This window comes from Alteromonas sp. ABV4_150, assembly GCF_056311745.1.
On the sequence record NZ_CM149971.1, the window covers coordinates 4,023,866 to 4,047,641 of the forward strand.

Below are 23,776 nucleotides of genomic sequence, written 5' to 3' on the forward strand. Positions count from 1 at the left end.
GCTGGTCAATTCTTTCACTGCCAAATTACTGGTTAAATTGGTCTTTTCAAGTACCAGCAAAACGCCTTTCAGTATTGTGCTTAATAGTTTCAACCACACTGGCTTTCATTTTTAGCATCGAGTTCAAAGCGGGGATTTTTACGGCTATTATCTACCTAATTTTCAGCACGTTAGTTCTTGCGGTTATGCTACTTTGTGGTTTATTTGTAAAACATCTCAAGATTAATAGTGCAAATCGCGGGTAAGTCACATAACAAAAAAATAAAGTCACTCGTTGGCGCTCGTTGGGACGCATAAAAGCAGAGCGGCTCCCACGTAACTGCGCCGCTTCACTTAATGTTAGATGGTTACTAGGAAGACAAATTTAAGGGATTTTTATGGGTTCAATTAACTTCTTTTTAATGTTCTTAATACTTGGCTTTTTCTTCAATGTGTTGCCATGGATGCTAGCCCTTACATCCGACAAAGCTGAGCGCTATCAAAAGTTAATTTGGTTTTTGATGTCTTTTTTATTTTCTTGGATCGGCTATTTCGTGTATTACTACTTGATTATCGAGCCTGGATCAACACCTGTGAATTATCGCAACAGAGTTCTTAAAGACAAGAATGGGAAGCCCGTAAGAAACTTATACAGGTAGTTATTTAGGGTTAAAGGCTCTGATAATTTTGCAGTCAATGGGTTGTGGATGCGCGCATCTAACAAGGCGCTTAACTTGTTCGCTGCGGTCACTGGGACACAAACGCAGGGCGGCTTCGCCATTACGCCCCGCATGTCTGCGCTAGTTATTGGAAAGTTATACACACAAGGAACATTATGTATAAGCTCTTACTTTTATTTGTCTTTTTACCTCTTTCGTTTACCGCCAATGCTGCTCTCTCGGAGCGAGAACTGGAGCAACTAGCGACAAAATTTGTGGAAGCCAAAAATGCTCGCCAGCAACCTAATACTACAATTCAGGATATTGATGCCTTTATTAATTTAATTGCAGATGAATTCGTCGATGAACATGTGAAGTTTAAAGTAACGATTACGGAAAAATCCGCTTTACGTGAAGGTCTGATTGCCAAAATGAGTGACAAGATTTACTACAGTTCAATAGTAATAAATCAAATAATGACTGGGGGAAATGTTGCCATTATCAAAATGACTGAGTCAGGAAAAGTCAGGCCAAATCATTTAGACAAAGATATAACCTACAGCTCAGTAAATATAGTAACCTTAGAATTCAATAATGATAAGTTGATTACGCATATTCGCAGGCATCACGGTTAATGTGTGTAAAAAAAAACGCTGTTGGCACTCCCTTCGGTCGCTGGGACGCTAACACGTGGGCTAGCTCGCTTCGCTCGGATTTTAGCCCACGTATCATTTACCCTAAGCGGGGTGTTAAGTTCTTGTTTTTATATGGATGTTTATATGAGTTCAGATATTAAAGTCGATATATTATTTGCGGGGTTGTTACTGATTCCTGTTGTAATTTTAGGCGTACCTTATGTGCAAAAAAAGTTAAACGATTACGTAAGGAATAAACCTATTTCGGTTATGCCATTACCCATAGCGGTTTATTTGGTTTACGACATTTCCATGGAAAGTAACATCTTTGGAATGATTGGTTTGTTTGTTGGATTTTGTGTTTTCTTTTTTACCTATGCGGCATCAGTCTCTCTGCTCGCATCAACCATCAAAACCAGAAAGGCTAACTAAATGTTTCAGTGTCATATAGTGGAACATAACAAGCCAATCGACACACTCCCTTCGGTCGCTGGGACGCATACACGCGGGCCGGCTTCGCCATTATGCCCCACGCAACTGCGCCGCTTAGCTCAATGTTATGTGCTAACCTGTGTAATGAAAAATAAAAGGACCTATTAAGTGAAATCACTAGTGTTCTTAATTCTAAGTATACCTCTGCTAAGCGCCTGTATAGTAGTTCCAGAAACCGATACGGCCAAAGTGAACAAGTGTGAGATATCCTCGGACCGCAAAACACTCAAAGTTGTCAATGGTTTTGAGGATACAAATACCTTCTATTCAATCAGTGGGCTTCTATTAATACCAATATCAGGTGTTGTTTCCGGCACATACGTAGCCATCAATAATGTCTACCATCTTGGGGAGGAAACACTTGTCTGTGGGTCTGAAAATACACGCACATTACAACGCAATTAATTTGCTCACTTCGTTCGCTGGAACGCATACACGCAGGGCGGCTTCGCCATTATGCCCATGTGACTGAGGCCGTTATGGGACACTTATGTAATTTAAAGGGATATTATGAAAACTTTAATCACTTCGTTGTGATGCTAGTTGTCGGAGACTTCGATGTAAGGCAAGCGTGGTCCAATGCGTTTAGATACTTTGACATTAAATCTGCATTTTTCGTCGGTTGTTTTCGGCTAATACCTTTCGTTTTGTTTGCGCTTGTCACGATGCGTACCGATCTAACGACGCACATTAAGGGTAGAGCCACATTAATAGTAGGCTTATTATAATTAATGTAGTCATCTTTCTTGGAAACTGGAGCGTTACAGAATCTTTGTATATAGATGCCCATACGCCATCAACATCCGCAATAATTTACATGTCGGCACCCATTGCTGCGACTTTCTATTCAGCAGTAGCTTGCTCTATCACGTACTTTTTAATCTGGCTTTCAGAGGTTGTTTATAAACGTGAATAACAAATCCAATGAACTCAGTTACTTGGCTCGCTGGGACACAAGCACGCGGTGCGGTTTCGTGATTGTGCTATGCTAATGGCACCTTATTTAAACGTAATAAGTAATCATAAATAATAGGAAGTATTAATGAATATAAATGCTACGTTTCTTGGGCAAATCATACTCGTTTTCGCTCTATTTATGGCTATTGCTGGCTTTTACTTTGGAAAGCGCAAGACTACATCGCCTATAGCTACCTCTGTGATTGCTTTTTTAACAGCTTTTCTCCCGCCCTTAGCATTAGTATTTTTAATTGTCTTGGTTTCAAAGAAGGATATAAAAACGAGCACGGAGGTTTAATGAGCGAAATAACAACGCGAAGAATAACAAATGCTATTTCAGAGTTAATCAGCAAGCATCGTAGTGACAGCGAAACATAAGATTATGATAAAGATCTATGACTCATGCTCTGACAGTTAGTTAAGTGAGTAACTATGACCCTCGACGAATTCAATCATTTTTGCAAATCACTGCCCCACACTACTCATGTCGTTCAGTGGGGAAATTCAGAAGTATGGAAAGTAGGTGGTAAAGTTTTTGCTATAGGCAGCATTGGCAAGGACGGACACCCTGCTTTTACCTTTAAAACATCTGAGCAAAACTATTATTTTCTGGAAGAAAAGCCCGGCTATAGGCCTGCGCCCTATCTTGCTAGTCGTGGAATGAAGTGGATACAACAGTACAATTGCGATAACGATGAAGATGAAGCGTTAGAATACTATTTAAGCGCTTCTTATAAACTAGTATCGTTAGGGTTAACCAAGAAAATGCAAAAAGAGCTTGGTTTAAATCAACCTCAATAAAGGTGCTTACACCATGTTCAAAGCAAAAGGCTTTACGCGCAATATTCGCCCTTATGTAGAAGCTGAACTAGCGCTAGCTCATAGAAAGCAAAACCAAAACAGCCAACAGTGTGCTTTTTCACACTTAGAAAATGCACATGTTCTTGGTCAAGCCTCTACAAGGCTACACGTTAAAGTACACGTTCAAATGCTTTTATGGGCAGTGAAACAAGGCAATATTGGTGAGTTTTTTGGTCAACTTTTCAGAATTGCGGGCGCTGCCACAAAAACTGTTTTTGGGCTAGTACCTCATGGAAATACAGGTGGCGCTAACGTTAGCCCATTTAAGGCAATGCCAATTGAACCAAACTTAAATACGATCATAAAAAAAGCGCGTTCTAATGAAAATTAAAATTAACGTTGTCGATGCATTTACTAATGTAAGGTTTAAGGGCAATCCTGCTGCAGTAGTGATAACGGGTAAATGGCTTAGCGATGAAAAAATGCAAGAAATCGCTGCTGAAAATAACCTTTCAGAAACCGCCTTTTTAGTTGAAGATGATTGTGGCGTATTCGCTATCCGTTGGTTTTCCCCCATGACGGAAATCGACTTCTGTGGCCACGCAACGCTGGCATCTGCGTTCGTAATCTTTAGCGAAAATTACCAATTACCGCACATTTCTTTATTCGCCAAGTCGGTTGGCATGATGAAAGTCGTTAAGAAAGGCGACGGATTCATTCAAATGGATTTCCCTAATAGAATACCCAGCCCTGTAGGTGAAGTGCCTGAAGCGTTACTAAAAGGGCTTTCTATCAAGCCCCAAAGCATTCTAAAGAATAACCAAGCTTATTTTGCTGTTTATTCAAATGAAGATGATGTTTTAAGCGTAATTCAAGACAGCGAGCAACTTAAATCACTCGCGCCTTATGATGTGGTAGTGACAGCACCGGGTACGCAATTTGACTTCGTATCCCGTTATTTCTGGCCTGCGAACGGCGGTGATGAAGACCCGGTTACCGGTTCAATCCACACGGGGTTGGCGCCGTATTGGGCAAAAGTGTTTGGACGGTCAAAGCTTATGGCTTATCAAGCATCTAAACGAGGCGGCACATTAAAATGTGAGGTGGCAGGCGACCGCGTGCTTATTTCTGGCCAAGCGGTGTCTTACCTTGAAGGTTATATTAATATTTGATGGTTGATTGCCTTACACGAACTAATCGATAAAAGAGAACTCTTCTCTCGAGTGCTACTGCCCGCCTCAAACAAAAAAGCGGAAGATATCTCACCTTCCGCTTTCACTCACTCAACAGCGCATTGCTGCATCTAGTTTTAACTAGGCAAACGCCAAATTAGCGCCCTACTGCAATGCCTTCTCTGCGAGGATCTGCGCCGCCAATTAATTTACCTGATTTAAACTGAATGCCATGAAGACCGCTGTTTAGATCCACTACTTTGACGTTATGGCCGAGTGCCTTTAACGGCTCTTCAAGCTCAGCTATTGGTGTGCCCTTCTCTAACGCCGTATAGTCGTTTCTATTAGTTATTTTAGGTAAGTTGATGGCCTGTTGAATATCCAAACCAAAGTCTAAAACACCAATCAGGGTCTGAGCTACGTAGCTTACAATTCTAGAGCCGCCCGGCGAACCTACAACCACCTCTAAGTTCCCCTCTTTGTCGAACACCATTGTAGGGCTCATAGCACTTCTAGGGCGTTTACCAGGCTCTACTCGATTTGGTACTGGAAAACGGTTTTTGGTTGGTGAAAATGAAAAGTCGGTAAGCTGATTGTTAAGCAGGAAGCCTTCTACCATAATCCCAGAACCAAACATAAACTCTATGCTAGTGGTCATTGATACTGCATTACCCTCTTTGTCCACGATAGAGACGTGTGAGGTGTTAGGCAGTTCCATTGATGTACCAAGCGCTACATTCGCATCGGCGTAAGGATTGCCCGCGCGTTTGCGGCGCCACTCTTTATCAACAGCAATACTCTCGGCACGGCGCTGAAGATAAGCGGTATTAATCATGGCCGCAAACGGCAGGTTAGTAAAATCGCTATCTGCTATAAACTTCTCGCGATCCGCATACGAAAGCGCACTTGCTTGCGTATACAGGTTGGCAAACTCTACTGAATCCGGTGCGTATTGACTAAGGTTAAAACCTTCTAACATTTTAAGAATTTGATAGACGTTCACGCCACCTGAACTAGGCGGTGCCATACCGCAGATACGCTTTTCGTGATATAGCCCACAAACAGGTTCGCGTTTTATAGGCTCGTAGCTTGCTAAATCTTCTAACGTCATCTGGCCTGGGTTGATTTCAGCGCTATTTACCGCTTTTACTATTTTTTCAGCGACAACACCCTTTAATAAATAGTCGCTGCCCTTTTCCGCAATACCTCTCAACGTCTTGGCGAGCTTTTTGTTTTTCTTAACCGTGCCTTCTTTTAAAGGGAAGCCTGCCGGGAAGAAGTAAGTAGAGCTTGCAGGAAAATTTTTCAGGCCAGGGTGATAATCTAATGCAACAAGTTTGGCTAAACGCGGCGATACTTTAAAGCCGTCTTCTGCTGTTTTGATTGTATCGTCGAACAGCGTATTCCAAGGCAGCTTGCCGAACTCGCCCTGAGCCATTTCTAGCGCTTTTACTGCTCCAGGCACGCCAACTGACTTACCGCCTACTACGGCATCTAACCAGCGCATTGGCTTATTACCTTCAATAAACCAATGAGAATTGACAGCTTTTGGCGCTGTTTCACGGCCGTCAAAGGTGTGAAGTACTTTATTCTTATTATCCCAATAAAGGATAAATGCACCACCACCAATACCTGACGATTGTGGTTCAACCAGCGAAAGCATCGATTGCACAGCTACCGCTGCATCGATCGCACTTCCGCCCTTTTCTAAAATATTCTTTCCCGCCCAAGACGCATAGGGATTGGCCGCTACAACCATATAATCTTCGGCTTCAAATGCCTTTTTCTCTATGTAGCCTGTTGCCGCTTCTGGTTCTCCGACTTCACGTGTTTGCTTCGCGTTCGCACCAAAAATAAAACAGCTAGATAATGCAAGAGTTACCACTGAAGCTCTGAAAAAAGCACTGCGTCTCAAAATAATACTTCCTCTTATTTAAATTTTTCGGGGTTTATTGGGCGTTTTTTAAGAAACGCATCAAACGCTTCTTGAGCTGCGGTTGTGCCCAATGCTTCTAAAAATATATCAAACTCTTCGTTCATTTGTTGGTTTGTTCGCTCTCCGTCACCTTTTAATAGCGCTTTTGTTTGTTTAAGCGAAAATGAAGGCTTGGCGACGAGTTTCTCTACCGTAGTTTGAACCGTTTGATCTATTTCGTGAGCGTCGACAATTTTTGTCAGAATACCAAATTGATAAGCATCAGCAGAGGTAAAGGGTTCGCCCAGCATTAGCCACTCTGCAGCCTTTATATGACCCGCAACCTTAGGCAAAAGATAACTTGATGCATATTCAGGAACAAGCCCTAAGTTGATGAATGGTAGAACAAATCGGGTATCTGGAGTGGCGTAAACAAAATCGCAATGAAGTAAAAGCGTTGTGCCTATGCCCACTGCTAATCCGTGAACTTGTGCAATAACCGGTAAATTACATGCAGCCAAAGCTCGCATAAAGGCAGCTGTTTCTGGCACCTGAGCGTGATCTTGCTGCTGTGCGAAGTCTCCAATGTCATTTCCTGCGGTAAAACAATCACCGGCACCTTTTATCACCACCACTTTCGTTGAGCCATCGTTCTTAACACCTAATATGGCATTCGCCATTTCTTGGTACATATCGCGTGTTAACGCATTTTTCTTATCGGTTCGGTTAAGTGTAATGGTTAAGCACTGCTGATTATTTTCGGTAATGATGTAAGACATAATTACTCCTTTACTGTCGTCTTTTTGTTTTGGGCGTACTTCAGTTTTCACCCTATAGGCAATTTCTGTATCATAGCCAGCAAATTCTAATTTCAAAAATAACTAACACTGATGATGTCACTGCCGTTTTCGCTTAAGTATAGCGCTGGTCCTTTATTTATAGCGCTATGCTCCGTAGTCGCGTTTTTCTTTGAGCCTATGTCTGGCAATTATTTGGCTTACGATAGGTACGCCATTCAAGGTCTAGAAACTTGGCGTATAGTCAGCGGCAATATCGTGCACACCAATGGCTACCACCTACTTTTAAATTTAGCAGGTCTAGCGCTGTTGTGGGCGCTACACGGTGAACATTATCGCATTGGTTTGTACTTAAAAGTTTTTGTATGGTGCTGCTTAGGAACCAGTGTCGGGCTTTATTTCTTCTCTCCAGATCTAATATGGTACGCGGGTTTGTCTGGCGCATTACACGGTATTTTCGCATGGGGCGCCTGTGTTGATATAAAAGAGAAGATGAAGTCGGGTTGGTTACTACTTATTGGGTTAGCGATTAAAGTGGGATACGAGCAAATAGACGGTAGTAGTGAACAAGTTGCAAACCTGATTGACGCAAAAGTTGCCGTAGACGCGCATTTATTCGGGGCGCTTACGGGTATCGCAATCTTTTTACTTATGTTTATTACGGCGAAAAGAAAATAGAAACTCGAGCGATATAGCGTCACTCTTTTTGCGCATTTTAATTCGTTTAAACAGATAAAATGTGCTGAAGCAAAAAATGAAGATTAAAAAAAGGCCCGAATTCATTGAATTTGGGCCTTTTGCTGTAAGCCTATTACTTTGTGAACAACCCCGCGCTTCTTAGACGTTAGGCGATTCAAGTAAAGGCTTTGCTTATAAGTTTTCTTCAAATAACTTATAGATACGGCGGTATTCGTCAAGCCAAGAGCTTGGCTGCACAAAGCCATGTGGCTCTACCGGATAAATGGCCGTTTCAAAATCTTCTTTCTCAAGCTCGATAAGACGCTGTACCAATCGCACGGTGTCGTGGAAAAACACGTTGTCATCAACCATTGGCGCATTGATAAGCAAAGGCTTTTCTAGTCCATCGGCAAAATAAATCGGCGAGCTACGCTCAAACGCGATGGGGTCGATATCAGGCGTATTCAGAATATTAGCCGTATATGGCGTGTTGTAATGGGCCCAATCGGTTACCGGACGAAGTGCTGCACCTGCCGCAAACAGATCTGGCGCGGTAAACATAGACATAAAGGTTAAGAAGCCGCCGTATGAACCGCCGTATGTGCCAATACGCTCACGATCTACATTTGCATTCTCAACGAGCCAGTTAACACCATCACGCAAATCTTGCACTTCAGGCGTACCCATTTGACGATAAATAGCGGTTCGCCAATCACGTCCGTAGCCAGCACTAGCGCGATAGTCCATATCTAGTACGACATAGCCTTGCTGCACGAGCATGCTATGGAACATGTATTCTCGGAAGTAACCAGACCACCCCATGTGGGCGTTTTGCAAGTAGCCTGCACCGTGATTAAACACTACCGCTTTATTTGGTGCCGTCTTGTCGTAATTTTCCGGTAAATATACTCGTGCGTAAATAGGTGCATCGGTATGCGACGATTCAATAGCAACGATGTTAGGCACTGCCCATGGGAGTGCATTAAAATCTGCACTGGTGCTTTGCGTGATTTGCTTTGCCGCTGTTGTTTCGTTTGCTGGCTTAATATAAAGCTCTTGTGGTTGATTCACCTTGCTATGGCTTAGCAGCAAATGTTCACCATCAGGGCTAAGTGAATAGTCTGTCATACCATTCAAATCAGTCATGGTATCGATGGTATTGTCACTTAAATCTGCACGATAAACTTCGTAAAGCCCCGGGTGCTCCATATTAGCTTTAAAGTAGATATAATTGTCATCGCTAGAAAGCGTTAAATCGTCAACAATAAAACGGCCGCTGGTTAGCGCGACAGGCTTCTCGCCTGGCTTTTGAATGTACAAATGAGAGTAACCAGTATGCTCAGACTGATAGTAAAGTGTTTCGCTGTCATTTAGCCAATCAAATGCGTTGAAACGGTAGTTTACCCACGCATCGTCATGAAGCCTATGTTGGTTTTCTAGCGTTTTATTCGCTAAGTCGACTGTTGCAATCCAGCGGTCTTTGTTGTCCCACGCTTCTAGCATTACGGCAACAGCGTTACCGTTTTTGTGCCAGCGAATCGAAGGCTTAGTCCAATACCAGCTTTGCAGTAAGGTAATGTCGCGCGGCAAACGATTAACTTCATAGGTCTCGCCTTTTGCTTTCGCGTTTTCTTCTTTTACATCTGCAAGTACGTCGTCATTGTACCCAGGCAAATTAAAGTATTTAAGTTCACTCTTCTCGCCTGTTTTCAAATTAAGCAGCCACAGTTCATGATTTACCGATTCCGCATCTGCAACACGTTGGCGCACGGGTTTCGCGGCAATACGGCTGTCTTCTTGGATATAATGCGGCATGATGTCGCTGTCATCACGAGTCGGCTTATTTTCCGTGGTTGCTACTACCGCGAAGTTACCCGCAGGTGAAACGCTAATACCCGCTAGTCGATGCGACTTATCAAAGTAAAACGGCGTAGGTGCTACACTGCTGTTTTCTTTGGCCAACGCTTTTTGAGCGTCGTCTTTTTCTTGTCTGTTTTTGCGCTGTAGTTTGATGTATTCCACCAGCGACTGTTGCTGCTCGGCAATATAATCTTTAGGCGGCTCAACCGCTTTGGGTTCGTTGCTAAACTCCCAGCTCAATAATTCTTCGCGGTTGCCGTTAGATAGGTCTATAGCAATAAATTTGTTACCGCTTAACGCCATTAAGCGGCCATCAGTCATAAATGAAAGCGTTGACAGCGCATTCCCGCCACGCGCGATACGCACGGTTTCACCTTTGGTAAATTGCACATAAACACTGTCCTCAAATGAATAAGCAATTACACCATCATTTCTTACTACACGTTCGTCAAAACGATACTTGTGCAAATCTGATAATGGCGCTTTTACGGCATTTGCAGGGTTTGAGAGTTCAGCAACATAAACATCTGTTAACGCGCTATTCTGTCTTTCTTTTTCAAAAACAATTTTATCGCCATTGACCGACCACCCCATACCTTCGGGTAGCGCGCCCATCCATTGAGGGTCTGACATTATTTGCTTCAAAGTAATTTCACCATTTTTCGCGCTGTTCTGAGGCGCGACATCTGGTGTAACGGTTTGCTGGACAGTGGCAGCAGGAAGCGATGTAGACGCTGCTTGGTTAGATGGTTCGTTAGTAGTGCTTGCACATCCGCCCAACGCAAAAGTAACGCTAGCCGCGATGAGTAAAGAAGAGTATTTTTTCATTATTTTAAGTCGTTGTTATGTAAAAAACGTTAACATTATACGCAGAGCAGTTACTAATGCGCTAACGTTCATCGATTGAGATAGTGAACCAAACGTAAACCATCTGCGTTTATGGTTGTGAAACTGGTCTGTCGGCCTGAACAAAATAACAAAAATTCACTGATGAGGTAAAACACTATGAAAGCGAAAGGTTTTGTACCCGCGTTGCTTGCGCTCAGCTTTTTCACGACTCCTAGCTTTGCGAGCGAGTGCCCCAGCGTACTAAAGTTCATGAAACGTAAGCTCAACTCACAAGAAACGGTGAATTTGTGTAACGAATATGCCGGAAAGACCCTTTTAGTGGTTAACACAGCCAGCTATTGCGGCTACACGCCACAATTTGAAGGTTTAGAAGCCCTTTATAGTGATTATAAAGACAAAGATTTTGTAGTACTTGGCTTCCCGTCGCACGATTTTAACCAAGAAGATAATGATGAAGGCAAAACGGCAGAACTGTGTGAATTGACTTATGGCGTAAAGTTCCCGATGTTTGAACCAATATCGGTAAAAGGTGAAGACGCCGATCCTATGTATAGAATGCTAAAAACCGCCACCGGCAAAGCGCCATCATGGAACTTTAATAAGTACCTTATTGACAGTTCCGGTAAGCAAATAACCCACTACCCTAGTTCAACAAAGCCCACTGATCCGGCTTTTATCGCTGACATAGAGGCACTCCTCAAAAGCGAATAAAACCGTGAATATCAACGCTGCCTACAGGTCACACCAAACGAGAATCTAAAAGCCGCGCATAAAAAAGCCCCGCGTAAGACGCGGGGCAATCAAGCACACTCAACTTGGAACACACTTTTAGCTGAAAACATACTTCCTACGTTTTAGCTAACTGCATTAATTTAGTGTGTTTAGTTGTTGGTTAGTTCAATAATTTTTTCGCTTGCTTCAGCAAAAGCCTTATTTGCCTGCTCTTCACCCATGTTAAGTCCTTCAGCATAAACGAATTTTACATCGCTAATACCAATAAAATTTAAAAAGTGTTTTAAATATGGTGTTTGCGTATCAAAGTCTGAACCTGCATATACACCACCACGCGCGGCAAAAACAGTAGCTGATTTATTTTCTAATAAACCAACAGGGCCTGTCTCGGTGTACTTGAACGTGACACCTGCTCTTGCAATACGATCGAAATAAGCTTTCAAGCTCGATGGAATACCAAAATTGTACATTGGCACTGCCAGTACAATTTCATCTGCCTCTTTTACTGCTTCAACAATGTCATCAGAGATTTTTGCCAATGCCTGTTGTGATTCATTTCGCTCAGACGCCTCAGTCATCCACGCCTGCATCTCTTCACCTGTTAGGTGAGGAAGGGCCAGCGAGGCTACATCCACACGATTAATACTTACTGAGTCATCACTTTCAATTTTTGAAAGGTATTCGTTTGCAATTTTTGAAGAATTACCTTGTTCGCCACTAAGGCTGGAAAATATAGCTAAAACTGTTTTCATGCTGCACTCCAATGTTCGTTGTTTCGTTAATACACAATGATATTAGCGGAATAAGTTTGGATGAAAATCTCAAAAAAATGAGGTAACTGTTCTAGTTTATCGAACGATAATCTGAAAAATTAGACAACCTTGTAAATTAATTGAAAACATTACATTGAATTAATGTTGCAAGGAGGTTGATCTTCTCTTATCCGCTTCACGTAATCGGGTTTGCCACAACACAATTAAGAGGATACAAAAAATGAGAAGGACCAAAGCGCTCCTTGCATGTTCAATCTTACCACTATTTTTAATCGGCTGCTCTGATGATGACGATGATGAAGTCGTTGAAGTCCCCGCCCCCGTTATTGAGTATTCTAACGTTCGCGTTGTTCACGCAGCATCAGATGCTCCTATGGTAAATGTTACCGCCAACGATGCTATCCTTAACGGACTAGAGAATGTTGATTACCAAGTCGCTTCATCTCGCTTCGAAGTAGAAACAGGTACCTACGACATTGGCGTTACCGGCATTCTGCCTGGTGAAAATGCTGAAGTACTCCAAGCAGATGTTACGCTAGAAGCTGACATGAACTATGACGTTTTTGCCGTAGGGAATGTAAGCGATGAAACGCTTGCGCTTTTAACGGTAACCAGCACGGAAACCGCTGTCGATGCGGGTAACGCGCAAGTACAGATTGTACATGCAGCGTCTATGGCCCCAACGGTTGACATCTACGTTACCGCCCCAGAAGCGGATATTAGCGCAGAACAACCGCTCGTTACCGCTGAATTCACAGATTTTACCGATTTAATTCAAGTGCCGGCAGGCGACTATCAAATTCGAATCACGCCAGCGGGCGAAACCACTGTAGTGTACGACTCAGGCACGGTTAACTTGGCTGACGGCGCGGATTTACTCATTGCTGCCACTAATAATGTGGGTACGGGTGATTCGCCTGTAACACTACTAGCTGCAGACGGTGACGGCAGTTTCAAGATATGGGATACAGAAGCAGGTGCCGAAATTCGCGTAGTACATGGCATCAGCGATGCACCAGCAGTAGATGTTATAGCAAATAATGACATTGTCCTTGTAGACGGAATACAGTTCCCTCGCACCACGGACTATTTGCCTGTTGCTGCAGGTGATTACTTAATTGATGTTGTAGCCGATAGCGACAACAGTGTTGTGGCAATTGACGATGCAGAGTTGACGCTAGAGGTAGGCATGTCTTATACCGCCATAGCGAATAACGTACTTTCTGCACCCGAGTTAGACGTATTAGTTGATATGCCTCGCTCAATTGCGACAGAAGCAAAAGTACGTATTGTACATGCTTCACCGTCAGCAGGTAATGTAGACATTTACGTTACCGGAGACGGCGAAATTGATGCGGTTGACCCGGCATTTGCTGATATTGCCTATGAGACCGGTGAGCTTGTTGAAACAGGTTATGTCAGTTTAGCGGGAGGTGACTATGTGGTAACGGTTACACCAACAGGCACCAAAACAGCGGCAATTGAAACGGGCGTACTTTCACTAGAAAACGGTGAGATATACACAGCAATTGCCCTCGATGGCGCCATGGAAGGTGATTTACCTCAATTAGCATTGCTTGATGGGCTTGCGCCACCACCACCTGCTTTTAATGCTGATATGACTTACAACGTAAGTTTAAGTGGCTCACAAGAGGTACCCGCTGTTGATACTATGTCTACTGCAACAGCAGTGGTTGAAATTGACGAAGACTTACCTGCATTTAGTGTAAGCGTTGATGTTTCAGGCCTAACCGACGTAACTGGTGTGCATGTGCACGATGGCGGAATCGGTATGAACGGCCCGGTTGCTTTCCCACTCACTGATGCAGGTAATGGCACGTATGTTTTAGCTGAGACTAGCATTTCGCCGAGTAACTTAGGTGCGCTTACTAGTGGTGAATGGTATCTGAACGTGCACACTACCGCCAACCCAAGTGGCGAAGTGCGTGGTCAAATTGTTCCTGATACAACAGCGGTAGTGACATTCTCGCTAAGTGGCAGTCAAGAAGTACCAGCAGTAGATACTATGGCAATGGGCTCTGGCTATGCTCTTTTCGATACCACAAACAACAATGTTTCTCTTGTGGCGGTAACCACAATCGATAACGCGACTATGGCGCACATTCACACTGGATTTGCTGGTGTAAATGGGCCTGTGCTAGAAGCGTTGGTCGAGAGCGAAGAAACGGCGGGTGTGTGGATGACAGACGGTAGCGTAATGCTAGATGAAGCCACTGCTACGCAATTACTTTCAGGTGGTCACTATGTGAATGTGCATACAGCGGCATTCACTGGCGGTGAAATTCGCGGCCAAATCACGCCTGATAACATTGAAGTGTACGGCATTGTTGCTGATGGTTTACAGGAAGTGCCTGCAGTAACAACAACGGCAAGCGGTGCGGGAGCATTTACGCTTAACACATCCACAGGCGCATTATCTGGTAGCGTAACTATAACTGGTATGACTGCCAACATGGCGCACATTCACGAAGGTGAAGCGGGTGTAAATGGTAGTGTATTACTTGGGCTCACTGATGGTACCGATGGAATGTGGTCTGTACCAGCTAATACTACGTTAACCGCTGAGCAAATGGGTGTGATGGCTGACGGAGGTCTTTACACAAACTTCCACTCAGACGCATTTCCAAGTGGTGAAATTCGCGGTCAAATCACGCTAGGTTTTGACTAACAGGTGCTAGTCAAACATATATATTGAAGGCAATTAATACCATATAAAAAAGGGGCGAAAGCCCCTTTTTCTGTAGTTTAACGTAGCAAAACATTGTCTAAATCGTGTTTAGCGCTGCTTCGAAATCTGCAATCAAATCCTGAGTGTCTTCAATACCTACCGAAATACGTAGCATGGTTTCGGAAATCCCCATAAGTTCACGTTCTTCTGCCGTGTTCTCGAAATAAATAGTAGGGGCAACAGGAAGCGCAAGAGTGCGATTATCGCCTAAGTGTGTGGCACAGATTACCAGCTCCATCTCGTTTAAAAACGCAACCGGATCAGCACCATCAATAAGGTCAAAACTCAAAATTGCACCATATCCGCCGTTTAGGTATTCCCGTGCCATAAAATGCTGTGGATGGTCAGCAAGACCTGGATAAAACACTTTGGAGACTTTAGGGTGATTATCTAGAAAGGTTGCTAGCTGCATCGCGTTGTGCTGGCTTCGTGTTAAACGCAAATCAAGGGTTTCCATGCCCAATGCAATAGCCGTGGCTGATTGAGGTGCCAATGTAGCACCTAAATCACGAAGGCCTTTCTTTTTGATTTGAGTAATGCCCCATTGTGCTGTATCTGTAACCTGATAGGCAGGCTTGAGGTTGTCAAACTTTGTCCAGTCAAAGTTGCCAGTGTCGACTACTGCGCCGCCTAATACATTGCCGTGACCTGCGATGTATTTGGTTAATGAGCAAAACACCAGTGATGCCTTAACGTCTTTTGCATAGAAAACTGGCGGCGGTGTCATGGTGTTGTCAACCATAAACAGCATGTTCTTTTCTTCACAGAATTGACCAATGGCGTGAAGATCAGCAACCTGTGTTACAGGGTTTGCCACGGTTTCCGTGTAAACACCTTTTGTGTTCGGCTGATACGCTTCTTGAACTTGCTGAATGTCGGTCACATCAGTGTACGTAACCTGCACACCGAAATCTTTTATCGTTTCGAAAAGCTTCTTGTGTTGCCGAAAAGGTATTGGCTTACGATTAAATGATCGCCCGACTTTAACAAAGAAAATAAAGAACTGCTTATGGCCGCCATACCCGTTGAGTAGCACAGCGTACCTACTCCGCCTTCTAATTCGTTGAGCATATTTTGCAATGCAGCCACAGAAGGTGACGATGAACGAGAATAGACGTGAGCTGCGCGCTTGCCTTGAAACGCATCTATAATGCCTTGCGCATCTTTAAACTCAAAAAGAACCGAATTAGATGTGCTGCTGTGTACACCACCATGTTCCGGGGTGTTTAGCATGCGATCAGAATGTACCTGACGGGTTGTGAATCCCAATTTTGTCACGGGTGAAGCTCCGAAAATAGATGTTTGCGACCTAACCAAATACGCACTGTATTAGTCTATTTAAGACCGATGCGTACATACCACTTAAACAAATGGTTATGGCTTTATAATGCAGTTTTTAGGATATTTTGCGCAAACATTATCATAAAACGTATAAATAGTTTGCATTTGTTCATCTATATTAGTCACTTTATGAATAATTGGCCCCAATACAATTCTTTTTCTAGCGTAGTCCAATCCTATGACTTGGATAGGAATTTCAGCTTGTTTTGCAATATGCATAAACCCCATTTTCCATGGGTAAATGGGGCTACGAGTACCTTCTGGCGCTAAAGCAAGAATAAGCTGATCAGCCTCTTGAATTTTATTTGCAATAGAGGTGACCACGCCGTGGGCTTTACTTCTTTCAATGGGAATGCCTCCCAGCCTCCTTACAATGGCACCTAGTGGTGGCTTAAAGATGGTGTGCTTGCCAAAAAAATTAATGTTTAGCTTGAATGAAAAAACCACGAATAAGCCAATGAAAAAGTCCCAGTTTGATGTATGCGGTGCTACCGCTAATATGGCTTTTTTCTGATTGATGAGTTCGCCTTCTACTTGCCAGCCTCTTTTTGTAAGCAGCCATGCGGCAAACGACGACAGCCAATTTGGCCATTTTCGAGGGATACTGCTCCCTACAATGACTTTATTGGCTAGTATAGAATGGTTATGCGGGCGCGAGGGTTTTGTCATTATTATTATGCTCTGCTTTTTGTTCTATATTGGGTTTTATTTATGGTTTGATTTAGGACTTTATATACTGGTTAGCTGCATCGGCAGGAATTTATCAATAGGTTGCTTTCAATACTTCATCGACCTTCATACTTTCTTTTTCTGTTTTCTCCCCCAATATTGTCTTATGAAGTAAAACATTAGACTACGTTTACATTGACTAAGAGTAATCAAAATAAAAATGTAACACAATTGTTAACTTCAGCAATTAAACGATGTGTGGTGAACAAGTTAAGACAAGGACACTAGGTAAGCTATGTGTATTTTATTTATCGCAAACAAGATGCGAGATGACTACCCCCTAATAATTGCAGCGAATCGAGACGAGTTCTACGCAAGACCAACCGCACCCTCAAAATTTTGGGAAAGCCACCCGCACTTGCTTGCTGGGCAGGATTTAGAAGCTAATGGAACCTGGATGGGTGTTACGCGTAACGGAACAATTGCAGCGCTTACCAATGTGAGAGACCCACACAGCATCAGTAACAATGCGGTATCCCGCGGGGAATTAGTTGCTAATTGGCTTAAACAAGACCCGGCCCAAAAAGATTATGCCGAGCAGTCAGCATATTTAGCTACGCTTGAAAAAACGCGACACCAGTATAACGGGTATAACTTACTATTTGGCGATGTGAATGCGCTTCACGTTTACAACAACGTAAACAATTCGACCCACTCAATTGATACAGGTGTGTATGGGTTGTCTAACGCTGACATCATTTCTCCGTGGCCAAAAGTCACCCAAGGGGTTACCGCGCTCAATGATTATGTGCAGCAACGAAGTACAATCAATGATGACGATTTATTTGATATTTTGCGCCATGAAAATAAAGCAGATGACGCCCTGCTACCCGACACGGGCATTGGTTATGAGTGGGAAAAGGCATTATCTTCTATTTTCATTCAAACTGATAAATACGGAACGCGTACGTCTACTTTGCTATTGGTTGATAAAAACAATACGCTCACTTGGAAAGAACGCTGCTTTTCGGACAAAGGAAAAGCAATTGAAACCCGTGCTTTTTCTTTTTCCATTTAGTGTATTTTTGAAATGAAACTTTCATTTACGCTCTATAAAGCAGATTAATTGAAATATTTTCAACCTTTAGGGGTCGTTTTTTCTACCATCGATGGCATAATGCCTGCCTGCTAATTATTGCACACCAACGTAACGTGAGGACATATCGTGTTTGAAGTATTACCCCATCTCGCCCCTGATCCAATTCTTGGTCTGTCAGCTGCTTTTCGTGAAGACACCAACCCCAATAAAATCGATTTAGGTGTTGGCGTATATAAAGATGAGCAAGGTAATACCCCTATTCTTTCAAGTGTCGCAAAAGCGCAAAAAGTGCTTTTAGACAAAGAAACCAGCAAAACCTACATTACGCCTCAGGGTAACCAAGGTTTTATCGATGGTATGTTGTCTTTGCTTCTAGGTAAGAATAGCCCTGTTCTTCTTGCTGACCGTGTTGCTGCTGTTCAAGCACCAGGTGGTTGTGGCGCGCTGCGTATTTTATCAGAACTACTTGCCCGTTGTAACGACAACGCGAAAGTATGGGTAAGCGACCCAACTTGGGCTAACCACATTCCACTTATCGGCTCTGCGGGCCTTAAAATTGAAACCTACCCGTATTTCGATAAAGCGTCAGCGAGCATTCGTTTCGACGCTATGATGGAAACCCTTCGCAAAACTGAAAAAGGCGATATCGTTCTTCTTCACGGGTGCTGTCATAACCCTACAGGTGCAGACCTTACTAATACACAATGGGATGAAGTACTAGAAGTAGCTAAAGAGCGTGAATTCTTGCCTTTCATCGACGTAGCTTACCTTGGCTTCGGCGAAGGTTTAGATGAAGACGCGTACGGCATGCGTTTGTTGGTTGAAAATCTTCCAGAGGTAATTGTTGCGGCTTCTTGCTCTAAAAACTTCGGTCTTTACCGCGAACGTGTTGGTTTAGCAGCTATTATCACTGAAGATTCAGCAACGCGTAAAATTGCGCAGGGTCAAATTCAGTCTATTGCTCGTGGCATCTATTCAATGCCGCCAAGCTACGGTGGGGCATTGGTAGACATTATTCTTGCTGACGAAGCACTGAACAACGAATGGGTATCTGAAGTGAACGAGATGCGCGATCGCATGAAATCACTACGCTCAATGCTTGTACAAAACCTGCACGATAATGGTTCACCAAAAGACTTTAGCTTCGTGAACGACCAGAAAGGTATGTTCTCATTCTTGTGTATCACTCCAGAGCAAGTGCGCGAAGTACGTGAAAAGCATAGCGTTTACTTTGTAGATTCTAGCCGTGTAAACATTGCAGGCATCAACCAAGAAAACGTTGAAACACTAGCGAAAGCATTGGTATCAGTGCTTTAATCGCTAACTACCGATCTTCTAATTCTAAAGGCAGAGTTTGATACTCTGCCTTTTTTGTTTTCGTTCGAATTATTTGCCTTCTCTATTTGTGCGATAAATGCGCCCTTCTCTGCTGTCAGTGGCAGTTTGTCACACTTCTTAACAAATTTACGCCGCGCTTTATGTGTTTTCTCGTAGGGCACACGGCATATTGTCGTTACACTGTAACAATGTTGACGTAGACGTTAACTTCGTATTTATTAGTACTGACGTATAACAATTAGATTAACGACAAGAACAAGGATCACCAATGTCTAAAGTAAGTGTATTTTGTATTTCTGCTGCGTTGCTTGGCAGTGCTATGCAGGTAGATGCTAAGGAAGGCATGTTCACGCCTGAACAGCTCCCTTCAATTGCTGGCGATTTAAAAGAAACCGGTTTGGCAATTCCTGCAAGTAGCATTAATGATTTAACCGCGTTCCCTATGGGCGCTATTGTTTCTCTTGGTGGGTGTTCAGCATCTTTTGTATCTGACAAAGGCTTAGCGGTAACCAATCACCACTGCGCACGCGGTTCAGTACAATATAACAGCACACCAGAAAACAACTACTTAAAAGACGGTTTTCTTGCAAAAGAAATTGGTGATGAACTACCCGCGGCACCGGGTACTCGCATGTTTGTTACCGTAGATTTTTCTGACGTAACCGATAAAGTTATTGGCGGTATAGGTGACGATGTTCAAGGGCGTGAGCGCTATGACCTTATCGAGGCCAATCGCAAAGCACTCATTGCAGAATGTGAATCTGAAGCAGGCTTCCGCTGCTCTGTACCTTCATTTTTCCAAGGTCTTGAATACAAACTGATAAAGCAAATGGAAATCCGTGACGTGCGCATAGCCTATGCCCCTGCTGACTCTATCGGGAAATACGGCGGCGACGTAGATAACTGGATGTGGCCTCGTCACACCGGTGACTTCTCTTTCTATCGCGCTTACGTTGGTAAAGATGGGAAACCAGCTGATTTCAGTGAAGACAACGTACCGTTTAAACCTGACCACTTCTTGAAAGTTTCAGCTGCTGGCCTTGAAGACGGCGACTTTGTAATGGCGGCGGGTTACCCTGGTTCTACCAATCGCTATGCCCGTTTGTCGCAAGTTTCGTACATGTTTGACTGGCTATACCCTACTTACCTTGAACTGGTAGACGAATGGATTAAAACCATTGAAAGCTCGTCTGAAGAAGGTAGCGATGCGCGCATTAAATATGAAGCAACACTTGCTGGCCTGAATAACTTTCACAAAAATACCTTAGGACAGCTTTCTGGTGCTAAGCGTGTTGGGCTTGTTCCTCGCCGCGCCGAGCGTGAAGAGCAGCTGGCAGCATGGCTCGATGAAAACGGTAAGGGTGAAATGAAGCAAGCATTGGCCGAACTTGATGCGGTTAGCGCTGAACAAATGCAGATGAACAAGCAAAACTTCTGGTATAACAACCTAAGTCGCGCACAGCTTTTATCTTCTGCTCAGACCCTTTATCGCAATGCAATTGAAAGAGAGAAGCCAGATACAGAGCGCGAACGTGGGTATCAAGAGCGCGACCAAATTCGCCTTAAAGAAAACGCAGAGCGTATAGAACGCCGTTTTGATGCGGTTGTTGATCAAGCTGTGTGGCAAAAAATGATCAGCATGTACCTAGAGCAGCCTGAAGAAAACCGCGTTGCTGCTTTCGATAAAGCAGTAGGCATTGATGGTAGTACAGACAGCGAAACACTTCATAAAAAGTTAAAAGCGTTTTATGACAACACGTCACTGAACAACACTGAAGAGCGTTTGAAATGGTTAACCGCAAGCCGCGCTGACTTTGAAAGCAGTAACGACCCGTTCATCAAACTCGCCGTTGCGCTTTTTGATACTGAAATGGCCATTGAAGATAAGAGCAAAACACTTAGCGGTAAAGCTGCTGCGCTTCGCCCTAAATATATGAGTGCGATAATCGATTGGCAGAAGTCTTTGGGTAGCCTTGCTTACCCAGATGCGAACAGCACGCTTCGCGTGACTTACGGAAACGTGATGGGTGGCTCTCCAAAAGACGGCCTTATCTACGAACCCTTTACCCGTCTTGAAGGCATTACTGAAAAGGATACCGGCGAAACACCATTCGATTCACCGAAAAAGCAGCTTGAGCTTATTGAAGACAAACAGTACGGTCCGTACAAGCTTGAAGACATCAATAGCGTACCGGTTAACTTCCTTACGGACTTAGACTCAACAGGTGGTAACTCAGGCTCAGCAACACTTAACGCAAAAGCAGAACTAATCGGTTTGTTATTTGACGGTACATTTGAAAGTGTTAATTCAGATTGGGACTTTGATCCGAAAACAACCCGCACTATACACGTAGACACGCGCTACATGCTATGGGTAATGCAATACGTTGACGGTGCAACAAACCTTATCGAAGAGATGACCATCGTTAAATAGTCCCAAATAATGGGGTCAGAGTACATTTCTGCCCCCATCTTAAAGTGGCAAAATGGGGTCAAAGTCTTTACTTTGACCCTGATACGTTTCAGTGACAAGGAGGACGTTATGAGGTTACTAGTAAGGCTTGTGAGTTTAGCCGTGGCTGCGTACGCATGCTACGCGGGCACTACAACAGGTGACTGGAAAGCATCTATCGCTATTATTGCTCTGTGTACATTGGTATTTTTAGTATCGTTTGCCACAAAGACTGGCAGCAGTAAGTCTGGTTCCCACGGAGACAGTAGCGCAGCCATTTACACGCCAACCAGCAGCTCAAGCTCGTCTTGTGGCAGTGATGCCGGCGGCGGCGACTGCTAAAGCTAATGGGGTCAGAGTACTTTTTTCAGTATATAAATTACTCTGACCTCATACTTTGGGTGCTAAACGCCGTAGAAAAGTACTCTGACCCCCTCTATTTTATTTGAGGGCGCGGAGGCCTTGGGTCAATAGGCGGTCTAGTGCGTTGGCAAAGTTTTGTTTGTCACGCTGGGAGAACGCCTTTGGACCGCCAGTGTGTTCACCGCTTGAGCGCATGGTGTCCATGAAGTCCCGCATGCCTAAAATCTGCTTGATAGACGACTTATCGTATTCTTCACCACGGTTATTTAATGCTAGTGCATTTTTTGCCAATATATCAGCGGCCAATGGAATGTCATTGGTAATCACCAAGTCACCAGCTTCACACTTCTCTACTATATAGTCGTCAGCAGCATCAAAGCCTGAGGGCACTTGCGTTAAGGTGATGTGTTTGTCTGGTGGAACAGACATAAAATGGTTAGCCACCAAAGACAAAGGCAGCTTAGTACGTCTGGCTGCCTTAAAAAGAATGTCTTTGATCACTGCAGGGCACGCATCGGCGTCAACCCATATATGCATGGTCGTATCTCGTAATTGAAACTAATTACGCTAGCATACCACCATCTACCACTACTGTCGTGCCTGTGGTGTAGCTTGAGGCATCTGACACTAAATACAATACTGTCCCTGCCATTTCATCTGGATCTGCTACGCGGCCCAGCGGAATCACTTTCAGTGCGTGTTTCAAAATTTGCTCGTTAGTCGTTAACGCAGAGGCAAATTTAGTGTCAGTCAAACCTGGCAACAATGCGTTTACGCGAATGTTCAAGCTACCGCACTCTTTTGCGAACGACTTAGTCATGCTAATAACTGCCGCTTTAGTAATAGAGTAGATACCCTGCATGTCGCCCGGTGTTACCCCGTTAACGGAAGCGGTGTTGAGTATGACACCACCGCCCTGCTCTTTCATCATTTTGCCTGCTTCGATTGACATGAAGAAGTAACCACGAATGTTCACGTCTACAGTTTTGTTATAAGCGCCTAAGTCAGTATCCAAAACATGACCAAAATAAGGGTTCGCTGCCGCGTTGTTTACAAGAATATCCAGCTTACCGAAATCACGTTTGATGACATTGAAGGCTTCTGTAATTTGCTCCATTTCGCCTACGTGACAGGCCAACGCCGTTGCTTTACCGCCCGCGTCGCGAATTGAAGAGGCAACCGCTTCACAGCCGTCAATTTTGCGGCTCGATACAATAACGTGGGCGCCGTACTGGGCAAGCAGACGGGCAATAGATTCGCCGATACCGCGGCTAGCACCTGTAACCAATGCTACTTTTCCTGTTAAATCAAATAGGTTGTTCATTAAACATTCCTTCTCTTGCTGTTTATACGCAAGCTACGTATCTCAGTGTCCTATCTACGATAGCTGCATTTGTCTTATACTACGTCTTTTCAAGGGTATAAAAATGCGATCCCTTAAAAGCTCATCGTTTTAACATCAACAC

General features: G+C 43.8%; 19 protein-coding genes and 1 pseudogene. 12 read left to right on the forward strand and 8 right to left on the reverse strand.

All coding sequences use genetic code 11. The annotated features are described in order from the left end of the window. Positions 1-814 precede the first annotated feature (814 nt). The 5 genes from ACYX4M_RS17475 to ACYX4M_RS17495 all read left to right on the forward strand — a co-directional run bounded on the left by ACYX4M_RS17475 (position 815) and on the right by ACYX4M_RS17495 (position 4,695). On the forward strand, positions 815-1,273 hold the full coding sequence (locus ACYX4M_RS17475) for a nuclear transport factor 2 family protein (RefSeq protein ID WP_476081073.1): 459 nt from the start codon (positions 815-817) through the stop codon (positions 1,271-1,273). 144 nt (positions 1,274-1,417) lie between these two features. Beyond that, positions 1,418-1,705: a hypothetical protein gene (locus ACYX4M_RS17480; RefSeq protein WP_476081074.1), complete on the forward strand. Its 288-nt coding sequence runs from the start codon at positions 1,418-1,420 to the stop codon at positions 1,703-1,705. Positions 1,706-3,154: 1,449 nt separating this feature from the next. Then, positions 3,155-3,523: an MmcQ/YjbR family DNA-binding protein gene (locus ACYX4M_RS17485; RefSeq protein ID WP_476081075.1), complete on the forward strand. Its 369-nt coding sequence runs from the start codon at positions 3,155-3,157 to the stop codon at positions 3,521-3,523. Between the two features lie 13 nt (positions 3,524-3,536). Then, positions 3,537-3,914: a DUF3703 domain-containing protein gene (locus tag ACYX4M_RS17490; RefSeq protein WP_474807821.1), complete on the forward strand. Its 378-nt coding sequence runs from the start codon at positions 3,537-3,539 to the stop codon at positions 3,912-3,914. Continuing rightward, complete coding sequence (locus tag ACYX4M_RS17495; RefSeq protein ID WP_476081076.1) at positions 3,904-4,695, forward strand: PhzF family phenazine biosynthesis protein; 792 nt, start codon at positions 3,904-3,906, stop codon at positions 4,693-4,695. Before ACYX4M_RS17490 ends, ACYX4M_RS17495 begins: the two co-directional genes overlap by 11 nt. A gap of 157 nt (positions 4,696-4,852) precedes the next feature. Here ACYX4M_RS17495 and ggt read toward each other — a convergent pair whose 3' ends face one another. Both ggt and ACYX4M_RS17505 read right to left on the reverse strand, forming a co-directional pair. Continuing rightward, a complete protein-coding gene (ggt, locus tag ACYX4M_RS17500; RefSeq protein ID WP_476081077.1) occupies positions 4,853-6,610 on the reverse strand; it encodes a gamma-glutamyltransferase in 1,758 nt (585 codons plus the stop codon). Between the two features lie 14 nt (positions 6,611-6,624). Then, positions 6,625-7,389 (reverse strand): enoyl-CoA hydratase, encoded by a 765-nt coding sequence (locus ACYX4M_RS17505; RefSeq protein WP_476081078.1) that lies wholly within the window; start codon positions 7,387-7,389, stop codon positions 6,625-6,627. A gap of 111 nt (positions 7,390-7,500) precedes the next feature. Between ACYX4M_RS17505 and rrtA the strand changes: the two genes are divergently transcribed. Continuing rightward, positions 7,501-8,085 (forward strand): rhombosortase, encoded by a 585-nt coding sequence (rrtA, locus tag ACYX4M_RS17510; RefSeq protein ID WP_014949713.1) that lies wholly within the window; start codon positions 7,501-7,503, stop codon positions 8,083-8,085. 192 nt (positions 8,086-8,277) lie between these two features. On the opposite strand, the gene ACYX4M_RS17515 is transcribed toward rrtA, so the two are convergent. Beyond that, on the reverse strand, positions 8,278-10,773 hold the full coding sequence (locus ACYX4M_RS17515; protein WP_476081079.1) for a S9 family peptidase: 2,496 nt from the start codon (positions 10,771-10,773) through the stop codon (positions 8,278-8,280). 177 nt (positions 10,774-10,950) lie between these two features. Between ACYX4M_RS17515 and ACYX4M_RS17520 the strand changes: the two genes are divergently transcribed. After that, positions 10,951-11,505 carry a glutathione peroxidase gene (locus ACYX4M_RS17520; protein WP_014949715.1) on the forward strand — a complete coding sequence of 185 codons (555 nt, stop codon included), beginning with the start codon at positions 10,951-10,953 and terminating at the stop codon, positions 11,503-11,505. Positions 11,506-11,675: 170 nt separating this feature from the next. Here the strand turns inward: ACYX4M_RS17520 and ACYX4M_RS17525 are convergent, their stop codons facing one another. Next, entirely contained in the window at positions 11,676-12,278 is a 603-nt protein-coding gene (locus ACYX4M_RS17525; protein ID WP_474873270.1) for an FMN-dependent NADH-azoreductase, read from the reverse strand. A gap of 241 nt (positions 12,279-12,519) precedes the next feature. Between ACYX4M_RS17525 and ACYX4M_RS17530 the strand changes: the two genes are divergently transcribed. After that, entirely contained in the window at positions 12,520-14,988 is a 2,469-nt protein-coding gene (locus ACYX4M_RS17530) for a CHRD domain-containing protein (protein ID WP_476081080.1), read from the forward strand. 97 nt (positions 14,989-15,085) lie between these two features. Here the strand turns inward: ACYX4M_RS17530 and ACYX4M_RS17535 are convergent. Then, positions 15,086-16,281 (reverse strand): annotated as a pseudogene (locus tag ACYX4M_RS17535) (cystathionine gamma-synthase family protein). Between the two features lie 141 nt (positions 16,282-16,422). After that, complete coding sequence (locus tag ACYX4M_RS17540; protein ID WP_476081081.1) at positions 16,423-17,058, reverse strand: 1-acyl-sn-glycerol-3-phosphate acyltransferase; 636 nt, start codon at positions 17,056-17,058, stop codon at positions 16,423-16,425. Positions 17,059-17,353: 295 nt separating this feature from the next. Here ACYX4M_RS17540 and ACYX4M_RS17545 point away from each other — a divergent pair, with 295 nt between their 5' ends. From ACYX4M_RS17545 to ACYX4M_RS17560, 4 genes are all read left to right on the forward strand, one after another. Then, complete coding sequence (locus ACYX4M_RS17545; protein ID WP_476081082.1) at positions 17,354-18,136, forward strand: NRDE family protein; 783 nt, start codon at positions 17,354-17,356, stop codon at positions 18,134-18,136. Positions 18,137-18,283: 147 nt separating this feature from the next. Further along, the gene (locus tag ACYX4M_RS17550; protein ID WP_476081083.1) at positions 18,284-19,474 is read left to right on the forward strand and encodes an amino acid aminotransferase; all 1,191 of its coding nucleotides are present in this window, start codon (positions 18,284-18,286) and stop codon (positions 19,472-19,474) included. Positions 19,475-19,763: 289 nt separating this feature from the next. Next, positions 19,764-21,929, forward strand: coding sequence for a S46 family peptidase (locus tag ACYX4M_RS17555; RefSeq protein WP_476081084.1), 2,166 nt, complete (start codon positions 19,764-19,766; stop codon positions 21,927-21,929). Between the two features lie 108 nt (positions 21,930-22,037). After that, complete coding sequence (locus ACYX4M_RS17560) at positions 22,038-22,289, forward strand: hypothetical protein (protein ID WP_476081085.1); 252 nt, start codon at positions 22,038-22,040, stop codon at positions 22,287-22,289. Between the two features lie 99 nt (positions 22,290-22,388). Here ACYX4M_RS17560 and ACYX4M_RS17565 read toward each other — a convergent pair whose 3' ends face one another. Together ACYX4M_RS17565 and ACYX4M_RS17570 are read right to left on the reverse strand one after the other, a co-directional pair. Further along, positions 22,389-22,847 (reverse strand): YaiI/YqxD family protein, encoded by a 459-nt coding sequence (locus tag ACYX4M_RS17565; protein WP_476081086.1) that lies wholly within the window; start codon positions 22,845-22,847, stop codon positions 22,389-22,391. Positions 22,848-22,872: 25 nt separating this feature from the next. Next, positions 22,873-23,634 (reverse strand): SDR family oxidoreductase, encoded by a 762-nt coding sequence (locus tag ACYX4M_RS17570; protein WP_476081087.1) that lies wholly within the window; start codon positions 23,632-23,634, stop codon positions 22,873-22,875. Positions 23,635-23,776 lie beyond the last annotated feature (142 nt).

Coding starts and splice junctions, on each gene's coding strand:
- ACYX4M_RS17555 (WP_476081084.1), top strand. CDS start 19,764: ATGTCTAAAGTAAGTGTATTTTGTATTTCTGCTGCGTTGCTTGGCAGT.
- ACYX4M_RS17485 (WP_476081075.1), top strand. CDS start 3,155: ATGACCCTCGACGAATTCAATCATTTTTGCAAATCACTGCCCCACACT.
- ACYX4M_RS17505 (WP_476081078.1), bottom strand. CDS start 7,389: ATGTCTTACATCATTACCGAAAATAATCAGCAGTGCTTAACCATTACA.
- rrtA (WP_014949713.1), top strand. CDS start 7,501: ATGATGTCACTGCCGTTTTCGCTTAAGTATAGCGCTGGTCCTTTATTT.
- ACYX4M_RS17480 (WP_476081074.1), top strand. CDS start 1,418: ATGAGTTCAGATATTAAAGTCGATATATTATTTGCGGGGTTGTTACTG.
- ACYX4M_RS17495 (WP_476081076.1), top strand. CDS start 3,904: ATGAAAATTAAAATTAACGTTGTCGATGCATTTACTAATGTAAGGTTT.
- ACYX4M_RS17565 (WP_476081086.1), bottom strand. CDS start 22,847: ATGCATATATGGGTTGACGCCGATGCGTGCCCTGCAGTGATCAAAGAC.
- ACYX4M_RS17530 (WP_476081080.1), top strand. CDS start 12,520: ATGAGAAGGACCAAAGCGCTCCTTGCATGTTCAATCTTACCACTATTT.
- ACYX4M_RS17545 (WP_476081082.1), top strand. CDS start 17,354: ATGTGTATTTTATTTATCGCAAACAAGATGCGAGATGACTACCCCCTA.
- ACYX4M_RS17560 (WP_476081085.1), top strand. CDS start 22,038: ATGAGGTTACTAGTAAGGCTTGTGAGTTTAGCCGTGGCTGCGTACGCA.
- ACYX4M_RS17515 (WP_476081079.1), bottom strand. CDS start 10,773: ATGAAAAAATACTCTTCTTTACTCATCGCGGCTAGCGTTACTTTTGCG.
- ACYX4M_RS17520 (WP_014949715.1), top strand. CDS start 10,951: ATGAAAGCGAAAGGTTTTGTACCCGCGTTGCTTGCGCTCAGCTTTTTC.
- ACYX4M_RS17490 (WP_474807821.1), top strand. CDS start 3,537: ATGTTCAAAGCAAAAGGCTTTACGCGCAATATTCGCCCTTATGTAGAA.
- ACYX4M_RS17475 (WP_476081073.1), top strand. CDS start 815: ATGTATAAGCTCTTACTTTTATTTGTCTTTTTACCTCTTTCGTTTACC.
- ACYX4M_RS17525 (WP_474873270.1), bottom strand. CDS start 12,278: ATGAAAACAGTTTTAGCTATATTTTCCAGCCTTAGTGGCGAACAAGGT.
- ACYX4M_RS17540 (WP_476081081.1), bottom strand. CDS start 17,058: ATGACAAAACCCTCGCGCCCGCATAACCATTCTATACTAGCCAATAAA.
- ACYX4M_RS17570 (WP_476081087.1), bottom strand. CDS start 23,634: ATGAACAACCTATTTGATTTAACAGGAAAAGTAGCATTGGTTACAGGT.